At 66.3% G+C, this 16,861-nt stretch carries 14 protein-coding genes; 7 read left to right on the top strand and 7 right to left on the bottom strand.

From position 1 onward, the window contains the following. Nucleotides 1–24: 24 nt before the first annotated feature. The 5 genes from NG701_RS12165 to NG701_RS12185 all read left to right on the top strand — a co-directional run bounded on the left by NG701_RS12165 (nucleotide 25) and on the right by NG701_RS12185 (nucleotide 5,092). Nucleotides 25–924 (top strand): helix-turn-helix domain-containing protein, encoded by a 900-nt coding sequence (locus NG701_RS12165; protein ID WP_252567784.1) that lies wholly within the window; start codon nucleotides 25–27, stop codon nucleotides 922–924. Between the two features lie 42 nt (nucleotides 925–966). Next, on the top strand, nucleotides 967–1,515 hold the full coding sequence (locus tag NG701_RS12170; protein ID WP_252567786.1) for a DapH/DapD/GlmU-related protein: 549 nt from the start codon (nucleotides 967–969) through the stop codon (nucleotides 1,513–1,515). 140 nt (nucleotides 1,516–1,655) lie between these two features. Further along, nucleotides 1,656–2,684, top strand: coding sequence for a uridine-preferring nucleoside hydrolase UriH (uriH, locus tag NG701_RS12175; protein WP_374208684.1), 1,029 nt, complete (start codon nucleotides 1,656–1,658; stop codon nucleotides 2,682–2,684). Further along, the gene (uriT, locus tag NG701_RS12180) at nucleotides 2,685–4,112 is read left to right on the top strand and encodes a uridine transporter UriT (RefSeq protein ID WP_252567788.1); all 1,428 of its coding nucleotides are present in this window, start codon (nucleotides 2,685–2,687) and stop codon (nucleotides 4,110–4,112) included. Further along, nucleotides 4,109–5,092 (top strand): ribokinase, encoded by a 984-nt coding sequence (locus NG701_RS12185; protein WP_252567790.1) that lies wholly within the window; start codon nucleotides 4,109–4,111, stop codon nucleotides 5,090–5,092. The genes uriT and NG701_RS12185 overlap by 4 nt, the downstream gene beginning before the upstream one ends. 102 nt (nucleotides 5,093–5,194) lie before the next feature. Here NG701_RS12185 and NG701_RS12190 read toward each other — a convergent pair whose 3' ends face one another. Together NG701_RS12190 and NG701_RS12195 are read right to left on the bottom strand one after the other, a co-directional pair. Next, nucleotides 5,195–6,154, bottom strand: a complete 960-nt coding sequence (locus NG701_RS12190; protein ID WP_252567792.1) for a polysaccharide deacetylase family protein — start codon at nucleotides 6,152–6,154, stop codon at nucleotides 5,195–5,197. 52 nt (nucleotides 6,155–6,206) lie between these two features. Continuing rightward, nucleotides 6,207–7,733 carry a purine-cytosine permease family protein gene (locus NG701_RS12195; RefSeq protein WP_252567794.1) on the bottom strand — a complete coding sequence of 509 codons (1,527 nt, stop codon included), beginning with the start codon at nucleotides 7,731–7,733 and terminating at the stop codon, nucleotides 6,207–6,209. A 109-nt stretch (nucleotides 7,734–7,842) separates the two neighbouring features. Between NG701_RS12195 and NG701_RS12200 the strand changes: the two genes are divergently transcribed. Beyond that, nucleotides 7,843–9,399, top strand: coding sequence for a helix-turn-helix domain-containing protein (locus NG701_RS12200; protein ID WP_252567795.1), 1,557 nt, complete (start codon nucleotides 7,843–7,845; stop codon nucleotides 9,397–9,399). A 160-nt stretch (nucleotides 9,400–9,559) separates the two neighbouring features. Continuing rightward, nucleotides 9,560–10,519 carry a DUF559 domain-containing protein gene (locus NG701_RS12205; RefSeq protein ID WP_252567797.1) on the top strand — a complete coding sequence of 320 codons (960 nt, stop codon included), beginning with the start codon at nucleotides 9,560–9,562 and terminating at the stop codon, nucleotides 10,517–10,519. Between the two features lie 171 nt (nucleotides 10,520–10,690). On the opposite strand, the gene purU is transcribed toward NG701_RS12205, so the two are convergent. The 5 genes from purU to NG701_RS12230 are packed head-to-tail and all read right to left on the bottom strand — an operon-like array spanning nucleotide 10,691 to nucleotide 16,846. Continuing rightward, the gene (gene purU / locus NG701_RS12210; RefSeq protein ID WP_252567799.1) at nucleotides 10,691–11,587 is read right to left on the bottom strand and encodes a formyltetrahydrofolate deformylase; all 897 of its coding nucleotides are present in this window, start codon (nucleotides 11,585–11,587) and stop codon (nucleotides 10,691–10,693) included. Nucleotides 11,588–11,590: 3 nt separating this feature from the next. Beyond that, a complete protein-coding gene (locus tag NG701_RS12215; RefSeq protein WP_252567801.1) occupies nucleotides 11,591–12,964 on the bottom strand; it encodes an L-serine ammonia-lyase in 1,374 nt (457 codons plus the stop codon). After that, entirely contained in the window at nucleotides 12,965–13,600 is a 636-nt protein-coding gene (locus tag NG701_RS12220; protein WP_252567803.1) for a sarcosine oxidase subunit gamma, read from the bottom strand. Further along, nucleotides 13,593–16,541, bottom strand: a complete 2,949-nt coding sequence (locus NG701_RS12225) for a sarcosine oxidase subunit alpha family protein (protein ID WP_252567805.1) — start codon at nucleotides 16,539–16,541, stop codon at nucleotides 13,593–13,595. Before NG701_RS12225 ends, NG701_RS12220 begins: the two co-directional genes overlap by 8 nt. After that, entirely contained in the window at nucleotides 16,538–16,846 is a 309-nt protein-coding gene (locus tag NG701_RS12230; protein WP_308292599.1) for a sarcosine oxidase subunit delta, read from the bottom strand. Before NG701_RS12230 ends, NG701_RS12225 begins: the two co-directional genes overlap by 4 nt. Nucleotides 16,847–16,861 lie beyond the last annotated feature (15 nt).

Consider the following 16,861-nt stretch of genomic DNA (forward strand, 5'->3'; position numbering starts at 1 on the left):
GTGAACTGGGGCTATCGTGGATTCATGGACAACCTGCCCGACAACCGCGCCGACATCCGGGACTTCCTGGCCAGCCGCCGCGCCAAAATCCGCCCGGAGCAGGTGGGGCTTCCCGCGGGCAGCCGTCGCCGCGTTCCCGGACTGCGCCGCGAAGAGGTTGCTGTCCTCGCCGGAGTGAGCACCGAGTGGTACGCGCGGCTGGAGAAGGGCAACATCAGCGGCGTGTCTGACGACGTCCTCAAGGCCGTCGCCGGGGCACTGCACCTGAATGATGAGGAATGCCTGTACCTTTTCGAGCTGGCACGGGCCGCCCGGCCCATGCGCCGGACGCATTCCCGCCGCAAGGAAGTGGGGCTGGCGGTCACTGTCCATTGGCTGCTTGACTCCATCACCACGTCGGCCGCGTTCGTCCGCAATGGCCGCCTCGATATCGTGGCCTCTAATGCGCTGGGGCGCGCACTCCACGCGCCCATGTTTGCTAGCGAAACCACCACTGCCAACGGCCAAGCAAACTTCGCACGCTTTCACTTCCTCGACCCGGCCGCACGGGAGTTCTTCGTCGACTGGGACGCCGGCGCCGCGGCCACCGCCGCCCTGCTGCGTGCCGAAGCCGGCCGTGAGCCCAACGACCGCTCTCTGCGCGAACTCGTAGGCGAACTATCCACCTTGAGCCCCGAGTTCCGCACGCTGTGGGCATCGCATGACATCCGTTTCCGACACGAGGGAACCAAGCGGCTGCGACACCCCGTGGTCGGCGACCTGGAGCTGACCTACCAGTCCCTGGCGTTGCCTACCTCCCCGGGTGTCGTCAGAGACGTCAGCTTCTACACCGCCGAACCCGGGACGACCCACGAAGAGCGCATCAAACTCCTCACCAGCTGGGCGGCCACGGCGGTTTCGGAAGCAGCAAAACCCAACAATTAAAGTGTGCGAACACGCGTGACGAGCTTTGACTGAAAAGACACCATGGAACTCGCCGATCTCCTTGAGGCGCTGAATGCCGGACACACCATCACCGGGGACTCGCCGTTGCATGAGGTCATGCACCGGGTCAGCCAGGATGCCCTGCGCATCACTGGCGGATATCAGGAACCGGAGCGGGTACGGGAGCTGTTAGCTCAGCTGACCGGCAAGCCGGTTGACGAATCTGTGACGGTTTTCCCGCCCTTCTACTCCGACTTCGGGAAGAACATCTCCCTCGGGGAACGGATCTTCATCAATTCCGGGTGCAAGTTTCAGGACCAGGGCGGTGTGGTCATCGGGGACGACTGTCTGATCGGGCACAACGTGGTGATAGCCACGCTCAACCACGACCTCATGCCGAGCCGTCGCGCGGACATGCACCCGGCCCCTGTGGTCATTGGCCGCAATGTTTGGATCGGGGCCAACGCCACAATTCTGCCGGGCGTGACGATCGGTGATGATGCCGTTGTGGCGGCTGCGTCCGTGGTCACGAAGGACGTACCGGAAAGTGCCATTGTTGTGGGCTCGCCTGCACGAGTAGTGGCTCGCTAGCCAACTGAGGCCCCACGGTCTGAAAGCGCCGCCAAGACATCAAGCGTTTGACGTGCGGCAACGTTAAGCGCTTGACGCGCGGCTTGGGCAGGTGTCATGATCTCCGTGAATGCTTTCGGCCACTGCTCCGGCAGGCCCCAATGACGTGGAGATTTAACGTGGAATCCAAACCGATGAAACCCGCCCCCAAGAAAATCATTCTTGACTGCGACCCCGGGCATGACGACGCCGTGGCCATCCTGCTCGCGCACGGCAACCCTGATATTGAACTGCTGGCCGTCACCACCGTGGTGGGCAACCAGACGCTCGAAAAGGTCACCAAGAACGCGCTCGCCGTCGGGACCATCGCCGGCATCACCGGCGTACCTTTTGCCGCCGGCTGCGGCCGGCCCCTGGTCCGCACCATCGAAACCGCGCCGTCCATCCACGGAGAAACGGGCATGGACGGCCCCGCACAGCCCGAGTCCACCATCGAACTGGACCCGCGCCACGCCGTCGACCTCATCATTGACACTGTGATGGCCCACGAACCCGGAACGGTCACCCTGGTTCCCACCGGCGGCCTCACCAACATCGCGCTGGCAGCCCGCAAGGAGCCACGCATTGTGGAACGCGTCAAGGAAGTTGTCCTTATGGGCGGCGGCTACCACGTGGGCAACTGGAGCGCCGTGGCCGAATTCAACATCATCATCGACCCCGAGGCCGCCCACATCGTATTCAACGAGAAGTGGCCCGTGGTGATGGTGGGCCTGGACCTCACGCACCAGGCCCTGGCCACCCCGGATGTGGTGGAGAGGATTGCGGCTGTGGGTACCGGACCCGCCAAGTTCGTGATGGAACTGATGGAGTTCTTCACCCAGACCTACAAGGACGCCCAGGGCTTTGACTTCCCGCCCGTCCACGATCCGTGCGCCGTGGCCTACGTGATCGATCCCAGCATCGTCACCACTCGCAAGGTTCCGGTGGACATCGAACTGCAGGGCACACTGACGCTCGGCATGACCGTGGCCGACTTCCGCGCCCCCGCACCGGACGACTGCACCACGTCCGTGGCCGTTGACCTGGACCACGCCCGTTTCTGGGACCTCGTCACGGATGCCCTCGTGCGCATCGGCGAACCGGCCGTTCTTGAAGCAGCAGGCCTTGCAGCAGCCACGGGAGGCAAGTAAATGAGCGCCACCCTCATTGAGGCAAAGACCAGCCGGGGCAACGTCACCGCCCTGATGGTCGCCCTGCTGGCCGCGTGCGTCGCCTTCCAGCTCAACGCCTCCATGCTCAGCCCGGCCCTGGTCACCATGGGCAAGGAACTGAACACCGATCAGGCCGTCATCGGCCTCTCCCAGACCTGGTTCTTCACCGCGGCCGCCCTGTTCTCCGTCTTCCTGCCCCGCCTGAGTGACATCATCGGCCGGAAGAAGATCCTGATCGGCATGATGCTCCTGATGGCCGGCGGTTCGGTCATCGCGGCCATGGCTCCCGACGTGACCTGGCTCTTTGTGGGCCGCATCATCCAGGGCGTCAGCGGCCCCACGGTGCCGTTATGCCTGATCATGCTCCGCTCCGCCGTCAGCAACCCGCGCAAATACGGGACGCTCATGGGCCTCATCACCGCGGTCAACGGCGGCGTGGCCGGCGTCGACTCGTTCGTGGGCGGCTACTTCGCCGAGCACTTCGGGTTCCGCAGCATCTTCTGGCTGATGGTGGTCCTGGCCCTCGTCGCCACCGCCCTGATCGCCGTCCTCGCCGGCGAGAGCAAGCCGGCCGCCGGCACCTCCATGGACTGGCTGGGCGTGTTCTTCATCGTCGTGGCCGTGGGTGCGCTGCTCACCGCCCTCAACGAGGGCTCCAAGCTGGTGGGCGCCTTCGCGCCCGGCACGCTCCTGCTGGCCATCGGGCTGGTGGTGGTTGCCGCCGTCGCATTTTACTGCTTCTGGACGGTGGAAAAGCGCGCCAAACAGCCCATGGTGGAAACCGTCCACCTGCGGCAGCGCTCCACCTGGGCGCCGCTGCTGACCATCACGCTGACCATGACCGGCATCTTCGCCGTCATCAACGGGATCGTACCGGCGTACGTGCAGGCCGCTGACCCGGGATTCGGCATCGGCCCCACGGAAATGTCGCTCATCATCCTCACCCCGTACGCCCTGCTCGGCTGGCTGGTGGGTCCCCTCAGCCGCAGGCTCGCGCCCATTCTCGGTTACACCAAGGTCCTGCGTATCGGCATGCTGGGCAGCATCGCCGCCCTGGCCATCATCGCGTTCTTCGGCCTCAGCAGCCTGCCCATGATGATCGCCGGAACGGTCTTGCTGGGCATCATGTACGCCGGTACGGTCAACATCATGCTGAACGGACTCGGAGTTGTCCTCTCACCCGCCGGAAACCCGGGGTTCCTGCCCGGCATGAACGCGGGCGCCTTCAACCTGGGCGCCGGCTTGAGCTTCCTGGTGCTGCCCGCAGTGCTGGTGGCCACCTCGGCTCTCGGCGACGCCAAGGCGTCCTACCTCTCCGTGGTGGTGACGGGCCTGGTCATCACGGTGGCCGCGTTCGCCGCGTCGCTCCTGATCCCCAAGCCCGTCGAGGCTGAGGTGACCGAATGACCGCCGCAACAGCCGGCACCCGCGGCCGGATCGTCGTCGTCGGTTCCCTGAACGCGGACCTGACCATTTATTGCGAGCGGCTGCCGCTGCCCGGCGAGACGGTGCACGGCAACGGTTTCGCCGTGAACCCGGGCGGCAAAAGCGCCAACCAGGCCGTCGCCGCCAGCCTGCTGGGCGGGTCCGTCAGTCTTGTGGGTGCCGTGGGCGTGGACGCCAACGGCGACATGCTCCTGTCCTCCGCTGCCGGCGCCGGGGTGGACATCTCCGGCGTGCGCACCTCAGCAACCGAGGCCACCGGCGTCGCCGTCATCGCCGTGGATTCCAGCGGCGAAAACAACATCATCATCTCCGCCGGCGCCAACGGCACCCTCTCGCCGGCGGACGTCGCCGCTGCGGCGGAAACGTTCGACGGCGCCGCAGTGGTCTGTCTCTGCCTGGAAGTCAGCCTTGACACGGTTGAGTCCGCCGCCCGGGCAGGGCACGACGCCGGCGCCACAGTTCTGCTGAACCTCTCGCCGTACGCGGAAATCCCGCAGGCGCTGGCGGACCTGACCGACGTCCTGCTGGTCAACGCCCATGAGGCGTCGCTGTTCCTCGGCTCCGCCGGGAATCCCGGTTCCGCCGAAATTCCCGGCAGCGACGCGGATGTCAGCCATTGGGAAGCGGTCAGGCTGCACTTCGCCGAGCGGGGCCTGCAACGCGTCCTGGTCACGCTGGGGGCCCACGGCTCTGTGGTGCTGGATTCGCTGGCTCCTGCCGGGCAGCAGCTGGTCCGGGTGGCACCCATCAAGGTCAAGGCCGTGGACACCACCGGCGCGGGCGACGCGTTCACGGGGGCCGTGGCGGCCCGCCTGGCAGCCGGCGCGCCGCTGGCTGACGCCGCCGCTTTCGCTTCGATTGCCGCCGCGCTGGCTACCACGCGCAAGGGAACGCAGGCGGCCTACCCGGAAGTGGCGGACGTGGAGCGCCTGCTCGCCTAGGGTGTCCGCTGACGGTCCCACACAACGCAAGAAGCGCCCGACGGCGGCAGTCTCCTGCCGCCGTCGGGCGCTTCCTTGTGTGCCGCTTATCGCAGTCCGGGGTTACCGGCCGTGGCTACCGGCCGGTGTCTGCTGCCGGACCGCGGCCGGCGTGAACCGGGCGCCCGTGTCCGGAAAGGAAGGGACCTCGATCCGGGCGTGGATGTGGACCTCCTCGACGGTCCTGCGGGTATGCTCGGCGATGTCCTCCATGGTGGTGACCCACATTCCGTCCATTGACTTCACCCGGTCAATCAGCTTTTCCAGGGCAACGGCCTTGGACGGCCGGCCGGAGATGAACGGGTGGTTGGTCAGGACAAAGCAGCTGCCCTGGGCATGGTGTGCCTCCGCCTCCAGGGTCCACATTTCCAGGACCTTGGCCGGGCTTTCGATGACGCCGCTGCCGGTAACTCCGGGGTAGAACGCGTACTGTTCCCAGTCGTCCAGGGTCCAGTCGACCGGGATCTCCACGATGTCCCGGCTGTCGCCGGGGGCGACGCTGAAACGGTACGGTGCGTCGCCGTCGAGCAGGCTCGAATCGTAGAGGAAACCTCGGTCCGCCAGGAGCGCAGGGGAGTGCCAGTTCAGTTCCCACCACGGCGCGCGGTAACCCACCGGTTCCACGCCGACCTTCGCGAGGGCCTCGAGCCCGCGGTCGATGTAGCGGGCCTCGGTCTCGGCGTCGATCCCCTGCATGGGTTCGTGCAGGTACCCGTGGTGGGCCACCTCGTGCCCGGCGTCCACGATGCGCCGGACCGTGTCCGGGTAGCAGTCTGCCGTGAAGCCGGGAACGAAGAAGGTGGCCCGAATGTCCTGTCGCTGGAGGATCTGAAGCAGACGCAGGACCGCCACCTTGGGCCCGTACGACTGGTGGGTCATCAGGGACATCCGGCGCGTGCTCTTCGGATCGTGGGCGATGGTGCAGGACTCGGCGTCGACGTCGAACGTGAACGAGGCTGCTGCCCGCTTACCGTCAGGCCAGGTGATGGGATGGGCTGAATCCGCGAATGCTTCAAAGGTCATGTCTTGTTTCCTTGAGTTTCAGTGTCCGCTAGTAATTCAGGTCCGGGGCGTTTCAGAGACCGGCGGGGGCGCTGGTCTGGGCGTCGAATCCCAGGTCTGCGGACGCCGGGTGGGCGGCGGTGTCCGTTTGGTCGGCCTCGAGGTATTTGCGGTGGACCTTCGGCCCGAGGATGGCGTAGGTGCCGGCACTGGCAAGGCCGCCGGCAAGCCAGGACAGGTCCCAGCCGCCCAGAGCCACGGCAATGGGGCCCTGCATCGCCGGAACGAGTCCGTACATAAACAGCCAGGTGGCGAAGATGCCGACCAGGAGGGAGACGACACCTGCCCAGTTGACGCCGGGGAGGCGTTTGGTGCCGACGGCGTCGAAGAGCCTCTCCGGGTTGCCCGGCCAGCGCTTCTCGATCCAGAAGTAGTGGACCAGCATGACTCCGCCCCACGCGGCAACCCACGCCACGAGCCCGATGAGCCAGGCGTCGAGGACTGTTGCGAAGTCTTCCTGGAAGATGAAGAACACGACGGCGGCGAGGGAGAAGACGCCGACGAACAGGTTGAGTTTGCGGCGGCTGATGGTGATGTCCAGCGACTGCGTGGCGACCGAGAAGGTGTAGATGTTGAGGATGTTGGTGGCGATGGGGCCGTGCAGCACCATGAGCAGCACCGGCAGCGCGAGGACGCCGAAGTTCTGGACGATGAGCTTCCCGGGGTCGATTTCGCCGCTGTTGGTGGCCAGGCTTGCGCCGAGGATGCCCAGCCAGACAACGGGGATGAACTGGCCAAGGACCGACGCCATGTAGACCTTTTTCTTGGGAACTTGGGTGCTCACGAACCGGGAGTAGTCGGCGGCGTAGGTGAACCAGGTGATGCCCCAGCCGATGCCGATGGCGGTCATCACGGCGCTCATGGCCGCGATCCGTTCGGAGCCTTCCAGGATGTTGCCGGCGGGACCGGCGTACGTCCAGTTGATCTTCATGCCGAACCAGGCCACAGCGGACATGACGGCCAGGATGAGGATGGTGGGCGGCACGGTCCACTTTTCGAAGGCTGCGATGGCTTTGTAGCCGAACCAGGCGATGGCTACCTGCGCGGCCATGATGGCGGTGGCGACGCCAATCTTCCAGCCATAGTTGTGTGCTGTGGGATCCACCCATCCCAGCGTGCCGAAGAGTGCCATGACCAGGTCCAGGATGATCCACGTGTTAACCGCGCACCAGCCGATCACCAGGACCGCCTGGATGGCTGCCGGCAGGTAGTTGCCGCGGCGGCCGAAGGCTGCGCGGGCCAGGACCATGCCGGTGGCGCCGGTCTTCTGGCCGAGGAGCACAAAGCAGCCGAAGAGCAGCATGCCGATCAGGTTGCCCAGGACCAGGACGATGACGGTATCCGCGAAACCCAGCCCCAAGTGGATTCCGAGGGCACCCAGTACCCAGTTGATGGGCGCCAGGTTGGCGCCGGCCCAGATCCAGAACTGTCCGGAGACCTTGTGTGTCCGCTGGGATTCGGGGATCGGCTGGAGCCAGGCTTCGCAATCTTCAAGTGCAGGTTGCTGTCCTGCTCCTGCGGTTGAGGGTTTTTGTTGCATTGGGGCCTCTTCGTTGAGGGGATGGGGATTCCTCAAGATTATGTGTCCCAGGCCACATGCACCACATACAATGTGTCTTGAAGTTTATGAGAAAACGCGACGGAGTGTCATGCCAATACGCCTGCAGGATGTTTTGAAACATTCCACCCTCACGCCCGCGGATCCGGTGATCCGCGCAGCGGCGGCCATTGCGGCCCAGACGCAGCTGCGCTGGATTCACTCCAGTGAGGTTTTGGACATTGCCCCGCTACTTGGCGGCGGTGAACTGTTGCTGACCGGCGGCCAGGCTCTTGCGTTGGCAACGGACAAACGGCGCGCGGACTACATCTGGGAGCTGGCAGAACGCGGCGTGGCCGCGCTGGCCATAGAGACTGGCACGGAGCTGGCCTCGATACCGTCGTCGATGGTGGCAGCAGCTGAAACGGCCGGCCTTCCGCTGATAGAGCTTCGCAAGGTGGTGCCCTTTGTAGGCGTGATGGAAGCGATCAACTCGCTGCTAGTGAGCGAGACAGCTGCCCACTTGCAGCAGGCTGACCGGGCCAGCCATGCCATGGCGGTGGAGCTGGCCCATGGCGGCAGTCTTGACCGGATCCTGGCTGTCCTGGCGGACGCTACCGGCGCGGAAGTTGTGCTGACGTCCATCGCGGGCGCCCCGCTGGCCAGCGCGCTGCCGGCTGATCATGCGGGGGAGCCGGAACCCACAGCGTCCATCGAGGCCGCGCCGGATCGTGCGCGAATCATCCAGGTTGACGTGTCCGTGCGTGGCATCCCTTCAGCCCGCCTTACCATTCACGCCCTGGCAGGAGCCGACGTGAACCTGGCGAGGATCGCGGGGAACCGCTCGGTGGACATTCTGGCGTTGGCCCTGCTGCAGCGCATGCCCCCCGGCCTGAAGGAGATGGCGGGTGCGGCGCTGATCCGCGCCGTCGATTCCGGAGCTCAAAACTGGCGGCTCCAGCAGCTCGCTCCGGCGGCCGGGATCCCATTGGCCGCGCAGCTGGTGGCTGTTGTGGTTCGTTCCCCCGGCTCACGGCAACCCCGGATGGCTGTGGAGCACCTGCTGGAGCGGGTGGGGCATCAGAGTGCAAGCTACGCCGACAACGCGGAACTCTTGGCGCTGACCGTGCTCCGCCCCGGGAAGGCGCAGGAAGACCGGGACGCAATTCTGGCCGGACTGCAGTCGCTGGCGTTGCCAGAGGGAACTGTCAGCGCCGTCGGTCCGGTGGCCACCGGAATCTCCGCCGCGCCATGGTCACTGACGGAAGCCCGGCTGACTCTGGACCTTGCCGCCGGCGCCGAGCCGCTCAAGGCCGGGCCGCTCAGAGCCGGGCCGGGGAAGTCCGGAGTTGTCCTCGACGCCGACGCTTTCGCGGTGGAGCGGCTCGCTTTCCATACGCTGGATGAAACCCAGCGCACGGACTATGTCAGCCAGCAGCTCGGCGCCCTCCTCGTCCACGATGCCCAACGAAATTCCGCGCTGGTTGAGACACTCCGGGTCTGGCTGGATTCCGGCTGCAACACGGCGCAGGCTGCGCGTGACCTTCACCTGGAGCGGCAGTCGATGCATCAGCGGCTGCAGCGGATCTTCTCACTCTGCGGCGGCGATCCCCGCGGAACGGGCCGTCTGGCAGCGCTGCACCTGGCAACCCGGCTGGCAGCGCTGTAGCCGGCCCCGAACGACCCTCTCTCACTTAATGTGGGTTTTCCGGCGATCCTCTCTCACTTCCTGCAGCTTTTCGGCAAACCCTCTCGCACTTGCCCCGGGGCCAGCGCCCGCCTGTGGATAACTTCTGCAGCATCACACCGTTTCGGGTCACAATGCCTTCATGCGAAAGCAAGATTTTCTGCCCCAGCCGTTAGCGGCTGGTCCGTTTACCTTCGGCTCAGCCCGGGCCTCCGGCGTCACCCTGAACCGGCTTCGCCGCAAGGATGTAGTTAACGTGGGCCGCGGTCTCTACCGCCCGGCGGACTGGGACTTTGATCTGGAAGGCGCCGCCAGGGCTCTATCGGCTGCTTCGCACGGAGCCTGGATCTCACACGTCACCGCGGCCCGGCTTCGGTGCCAGCTGCTGCCGCCGCGGCTTGCCGATTCCACAGAGCTTCATCTGAGCAAGCCGCGTTCACTGCCAGCGGTCCGCCGGAAGGGAGTGTCCGGCCATACCGTCCTGGCGCTGGAAGACGAGATCGAACTTATCGACGGCATCCGCATGAGCACACGGTCCCGAACTTGGCTCGATTTGACATCAATCCTGCCGCTCAAGGACCTGGTGAGCATGGGTGACGAACTTATCCGCATCCCGCGCGTGGACTTCGAGGGCAGGACGCAGCCTTACGACACGGTGGCGGGGCTGCGCATACTGGCGGCCCGCCACCCAAATCTCCAAGGCATCGTCCGGGCCCGTGAAGCGCTGGATCTGATGCGTGTGGGTGCCGATTCCGCCCCCGAGTCGCTGCTTCGGCTGGCTATCGCCGACGCCGAGCTGCCCCAGCCCGAACTCCAAGTGCCATTGCGCGCCGGAGACGCGCGATCGCCGTCGGCCGATCTCGCCTACCGTCACTGCCGGCTCGCCATCCAGTACGACGGCGGACATCACCTTGGTGACGCACAGATCCTCAGCGACAGGAGACGGGATAAGGCGTTCGAATCAGCCGGCTGGACGGTTTTGGTTTTCGATCAGAGCGATCTTGCCGACGATTTCCAGCAATCAGTCGTGAAGATCAAGAAGGGGCTCCGCAAGGGCTGGCTTGACCACCCGCAAGCCGCTGGTTTTGCCAGCAGCGACTGAGCGTCCGCGGAAACGCGCGTCGAGACGACGTCGGCCCTTAAGACCGTGACGCTCCCTCACCACGGTGAGAGAGCGTCACGGTAAAACCCGCATTAAGTGAGAAAGGATCGCCTGAAAACCCGCATTAAGTGAGAGAGCGTCGGGGGTGGGGGCGTCCTAGGGGGTGGGGGGTTAGCGGAGCACTACCGTTCTGTTGCCCTGCAGGATCACGCGGCCTTCGCAGTGCCAGCGCACTGCATTAGACAGCGCCTTGCACTCGGTATCCCGGCCGGCGGCAACCAGGTCCTCGGGCCCGTACGTGTGGTCCACTTCCACCGTCTGCTGCGAGATGATCGGCCCCTCGTCCAGCTCGGCATTCACGTAATGCGCGGTGGCGCCAACAGTCTTAACCCCGCGCGCGTAGGCCTGGTGATAGGGCTTGGCGCCCTTGAAGCTGGGCAGGAACGAGTGGTGGATGTTGATCGCCCGGCCATCCAACCGCCGGGTGAGCTCGTCGCTGAGCACCTGCATGTACCGGGCCAGCACCACCAGCTCCACGTCGAATTCGTCCACGAGTTCCAGGAGCCGGGCCTCGGCGGCCGGCTTGGTTTCGGCGGTGACGGGCACGTGGAAGAACGGGATGCCGTGCCATTCCACCAGGCCCTGGTGGTCCGTGTGGTTGGAGACCACCGCCGCGATCTCCACCGGAAGCTCGCCGGTTCTGGCACGGAACAGCAGGTCGTTCAGGCAGTGGCCGAACTTGGACACCATGATCAGCACGCGGCGCTTGGCACCGAGCCGCTCCAGCCGCCAACTCATCCCGAAGCGTTCCGCCACGGGGCCAAAAGCGGCCCGCAACGTGTCCGCGGTGGAGGCATCGCCGTCGGACGCGAAGTGCACGCGCATAAAAAAGTGCGCCTCCGACCGTTCGCCGAACTGCTTGCTGTCCACGATGTCGCAGCCGTGTTCGAGCAGGAAGCCGGACACGGCGTGGACAATTCCGGGTGTCTCCGGGCAGTCGAGGGTCAGGACGTGTTCCACTGTGGTGACGGGCTGGGGGAGGGACGTTTCAGTCTGGATGGCAGTCATGGCTCAGCACTCGATGACGTTGACGGCGAGGCCTCCGCGGGAGGTCTCCTTGTATTTGGTTTTCATGTCCGCTCCTGTCTCACGCATGGTTTTGATGGCTTTGTCGAGGGATACTTTGTGGCTGCCGTCCCCGTGGAGGCACAGTCGCGCGGCGTTGATGGCTTTCACGCTGGCGATGGCGTTCCGTTCGATGCAGGGGATCTGCACCAGGCCGCCTACCGGATCGCAGGTCAGGCCGAGGTTGTGTTCGATCCCGACTTCGGCGGCGTTTTCCACCTGCTCGGGCGTGCCGCCGAGGACCTCGCACAGGCCCGCGGCCGCCATGGAACAGGCAGAGCCCACCTCGCCCTGGCAGCCGACCTCGGCGCCGGAGATGGAGGCGTTGATCTTGAAAAGAATCCCGACGGCGGCCGCTGTCAGCAGAAAGCGTATGACACCGTCGTCGTCGGCTCCGGGAACAAACTTCACGTAGTAGTGCAGGACGGCAGGCACGATTCCCGCCGCGCCGTTGGTGGGGGCCGTGACGATACGCCCGCCGGCGGCGTTTTCCTCGTTGACGGCGAGGGCGAACAGGTTCACCCATTCCATCGCGCGGAAGGGGTCGGTGACGCCCGTGTCCGCGGTCAGGGTCTGGAATAACGACGGCGCCCGGCGCCTCACGTTCAGACCACCGGGAAGGATCCCTTCCGCCGCGCAGCCGTTGTCCACGCATTCGCGCATCACCGCCCAGAGTGCCAGCAGCTTTTCGCGGAGTTCCGCCTCGCTGCGCCACACCAGCTCGTTGGCCAGCATCACATCGGAGATGGACATGCCCTCGCGCTTGCAGATCGCCAGGAGCTCGTCGGCGGTCGTGAAGGGGTAGGGGAGGACGGTGGCATCAGCCACCACCCGGTCGCCGGCGTCGGCGTCCCCGTCCACCACAAAGCCGCCGCCGATGGAGTAGAAGCTCCGTTCGCTCAGGACGGTCCCGGCGTGGTCGAGGGCCCGGAAGGTCATGCCGTTGGGGTGCGCCGGGAGGGACTTGCGCCGGTGCAGCACCACGTCCTCGTCCCAGTTGAAGTCCACGCGGTGGTGCCCGCCGATCATGAGTTCGGCGTCCAGGGCTGCCGCGGCCACCTGGTCGTCCGCCGTGGCGGTGTCCACGGTTTCCGGGTCCAGTCCTTTGAAGCCCAGGACCACGGCCTTGTCCGAGCCGTGGCCCCGGCCCGTGGCACCGAGCGAACCGAACAACTCAGCCTGGACGCGTTTGGTGGCGCTGAGGTGGCCGTCGCCCTTGAGCCCGTCCGCGAAGAGCTTCGCCGCCCGCATCGGGCCGACCGTGTGTGAGGACGACGGCCCGATGCCGACGGAGAACAGGTCCAGGACGCTGAGCGCCATTTAGGGGACCTCTGGCGAGGCGTACTCGCGCATTGCATCGAGGAGCCAGCGGCCCAGGAAGTCCGCGAACGAGGCCCGGGGGAAGAGCCGGAAGCTCTCCTCCCCGGTCTTCTGCAGGACCACCGGGATGTTGCCGATCTCCGTGGACAGGGCGGTTCCCGGGGTGAAGCTGCGCGGGTGCAGGTCCAGGGCGCAGCCCTTTTCCAGGACGGCACGGGAGCGGGGGCCGGAAAGCTCGAACGTGGTGCGGTTCGCGGAGAGGTCCACCACCTGGCCCGGCGCCTCGCCCAGCGCAGCCACGAGGGAGCCGATGAGGTCACCGCCGAGGGAGTCGTGGGCCTCTTCCGGTGCCACCACCAGGAACTCGGAGGGTCCCAGCCAGAGGACGGTGACGCGGTCCGTGCCGCCCACGTCGCCGCAGCGTGCCGGCAGGCCGCCGACCACGGCGGCGATCTGGGTCCCTTCCTCGGAGCAGGGGTCCACGCGGACGCCCGCCATGGTCTGGAACGGCCCCTCTTTCAGGGCCACCGTTCCCTGGACGGAACCGGCCTCCAGTTCTGCGGCCAGGTGGGAGGCGGGGCTGCGGCGGATGTCCCGGAGTCCATTGATGCCATCGAGCGCTGCTGTATTAGCCATCTTTACGGGCTCCTTCGGGGTCAAAAAGTACGGTTTCGGCGATAACAACGTCAACCAGTTGGTCGCCGGCGGCGGCCACCAGGGTCTCGCCGATGCGGTTGCGGCCATTTTTGATCAGGGCCAGCGCGAAGGATCTTCCCAGCGCGGCGCTGTGGTAACTCGAGGTCACGAAGCCCTGCATGGGCACGGGGCCGTAGGCGGGGTTGGTGGGGATGCCCTTTTCCACGAGCTGGGTGCCTTCGGGCAGCCGGATTGTGCCGTCCACGGGCAGGACGCTGACCAGGTGCTTGCGGTCCGTGCGCTGGGCGTCGGCCCGGGCGTAGGAGCGTTTGCCGATGAAGTCCTTGGCCTTGGAGACCACCCATTCCATCCCCGCGTCCTGCGGGGTGACCGTGCCGTCGGTGTCCTGGCCAACGATCGGGTAGCCCTTCTCGGCGCGGAGCACGTGCATGGTTTCGGTGCCGTAGGGGGTGATGTTGAATTCGGCCCCGGCCGCGGCCACAGCCTCCCAGGTGTTCAGCCCGTACCAGGACGGCACGTTGATCTCGTAGGCCAGCTCGCCGGAGAAGGAGATCCGGCAAATCCGCGCCTGGACGCCGGAAGCCAGGGTGGTTTCGCGGAATGTCATGAACGGGAAGGCTTCTGCTTCCAGCCCGCCGTCCGCTGCGAGCTCCGGCGCCAGTTTGGCAATCACCGCCCGGGATTTAGGCCCGACGACGGCAATGGTGCTCCACTGTTCGGTCACCGACGTGCAGTGCACGTCGAGTTCCGGCCATTCGGTCTGCAGCCATTCCTCCAGCCAGTCCAGCACCTTCGCGGCGCCGCCGGTGGTGGTGGTCATGAAGAACCGGTCCTCGTCCAGGCGCAGGGTCACGCCGTCGTCGAAAATCATGCCGTCCGCCATGCACATCACGCCGTAGCGGGCGGAACCCGGCGCGAGCTTCTTGAACGCGTTGGTGTAGATCCGGTTGAGGAACTCACCGGCGTCCTTGCCCCGGATTTCAATCTTGCCCAGGGTGGTGGCATCCATGAAACCGACGGATTCGCGGACGGCGGCGCACTCACGGAGCACGGCCTCGTCCATGTCCTCCCCGCCCTGCGGGTAGTACCAGGGACGCTTCCACTGCCCCACGTCCTCGAACAGTGCCCCCTGTGCGACGTGCCACGGGTGGATGGACGTTTTGCGGGCGGGGTCGAACAGTTCGCCGCGCTGGCGTCCGGCGAGTGCCGCGAATGCCACCGGGGTGAACGGTGCCCGGTAGGTGGTGGTGCCGATGTCGCCGATGCCGCGGGAGGCTTCGCCGGCGGTCCGGAGCGCGGCGGCGATGACGCCGATCGCGTTGACCCCGGAGGTCTTGCCCTGGTCGTTGGCGGTGCTGATGGAGGTGTACCGCTTGATGTGCTCCACGGACCGCATGCCGGCGCCGGTGGAGCGCAGGACGTCTGCCACGGACTGGTCCCGCTGGAAGTCCACAAAGTGGTGGTGCCAGTCGTCCGGCGTGCCGGCCTGGCCGGGGACCAGCCAGAGCTGCCGGGTGGGACCGGACGCCTTCGGCTCGCCAAGGACGGCCGGCTTAGTGTCGGATTCGAAACCCGCCGCAATGGCAGCCGCGGCGCCGGCGGAGATGCCCTCGGCCACGCAGTCCCCGAGGTCGAAGCTACCGCGGCCGGAGCCAACGGACTGCTGGTTCGGCACCACGGTGCTCGGCACGAACGCCGCCAGGTCCTCGTCCCAGCGCAGCTTGCCCTGCCGCTGCGAGTGGAGGTGGACCAGCGGGCTCCAGCCGCCGGAGACAGCCAGCAGGTCGCAGGCGATTTCCTCGATGCCGGAGGTGAGTTCGCCGTCGTCGTTAATGCTGCGGACGGTCACGCTCGTAACGCGGCCGTCGGGGCTGGTACCGGCGGCGGTGTCCGCCACGGCGCTGCCGATCAGCACCCGGGTGCCGGCTTCGACGGCGGCGGCCGCCACGTCCGTGAGCTGCGGACGGGCGTCGACGACGGCCGCCACGTTGACGCCGGCGGCGCGCAGGTCCGCGGAGAGGGCGTAGGCGCTGTCGTTGGTGGTGCTGATGACCACGCGCTGCCCGCCGGCCACGGCGTAGCGGTTGAGGTAGCTGCGGACGGCCGAGGCGAGCATGATGCCGGGGCGGTCGTTGTTCTCGAAAACCAGGGGCCGTTCGTGGGCACCGGGAGCCAGCACCACCTGCTTGGCACGCACGTGCCAGATCCGCTGCCGGGAAACGCCGGGGGCGGCCGGGCTGGACAAGTGGTCCGTGCGGTTCTGGACCGCGATGACGTAGTTGGCGTCGTAGGCGCCGAAGGCCGTGGTGCGGTTCAGGACCGTGCTTTCGGCTCCGGAAATGAGTTCGGCTTCCACATCAGCCACCCATTCCAAGGCGGGCCTGCCTTCGATGGCCTCGGCCAGGCCGGGCGCCGTGGATCCGGACAGGAGCGATCCGCCCAGTTCGGGCTGGTCGTCCATGAGCATCACGCGGGCACCGGCGCGGACCGCTTCACGGGCCGCGGCCAGGCCGGCGGGGCCGCCGCCGATCACCAGGACGTCGGTGTGGACGTACTTCTTGTCGTATTCGGCCCGGTCTTCCTCGGGGTCCAGCTTGCCCAGGCCGTTGAGCAGTTCTGCCTTCAGGCCGTCCACCAGGGTGACGGTGGTGGCGGGGAGCATGGACTCTGCAACGTCACCGGGGAAGCGCGGCGAGATCTTGACCATCACGTTGGATTCCTCAACGCCTGCGGACATGATGCCGCGGGTGCGGTCCTCGTACAGGGAGTTTCCGGCGGCGATGCGGCCGTTGGCCAGCAGGGCCGAGGCGAGCGTGTCGCCGGGGTGGCCCGCGAATTCCTCGCCGTCCACGGTGAAACGCCAGGAGATGGTGCGGTCGATGCGTCCGCCGGCTGTGAGGCGGGCGTTCTGGGAAGTCACTTGGTTGCTCCTTCCGGGGCGGTGATGCTGGGGGTGTCGGGGCGCTTTTCACCCATCGGGTAGACGGCCTGGATGTCGTAGGTGACCGTGTCGCGGAGCATGTTGAACCACTGGCGGCAGCCGGTGCTGTGCAGCCAGCGTTCGGCGAAGGCGCCTTTGGTGTTGTCCCGGTAGAACAGGAACTCGGCCCATTCGCGGTCGTTCAGCTCGGTGGGGTTTTCGGGGTAGGCTACGTGGGCCTGGCCGCCGTAGTGGAACTCGGTCTCGTCGCGCGAGCCGCAGTTGGGGCATGGGATGAGCAGCATGTGCGTCTTCTTTCT

Source organism: Pseudarthrobacter cellobiosi, from assembly GCF_023913815.1.
In the GTDB taxonomy this organism is placed as follows: domain Bacteria; phylum Actinomycetota; class Actinomycetes; order Actinomycetales; family Micrococcaceae; genus Arthrobacter; species Arthrobacter cellobiosi.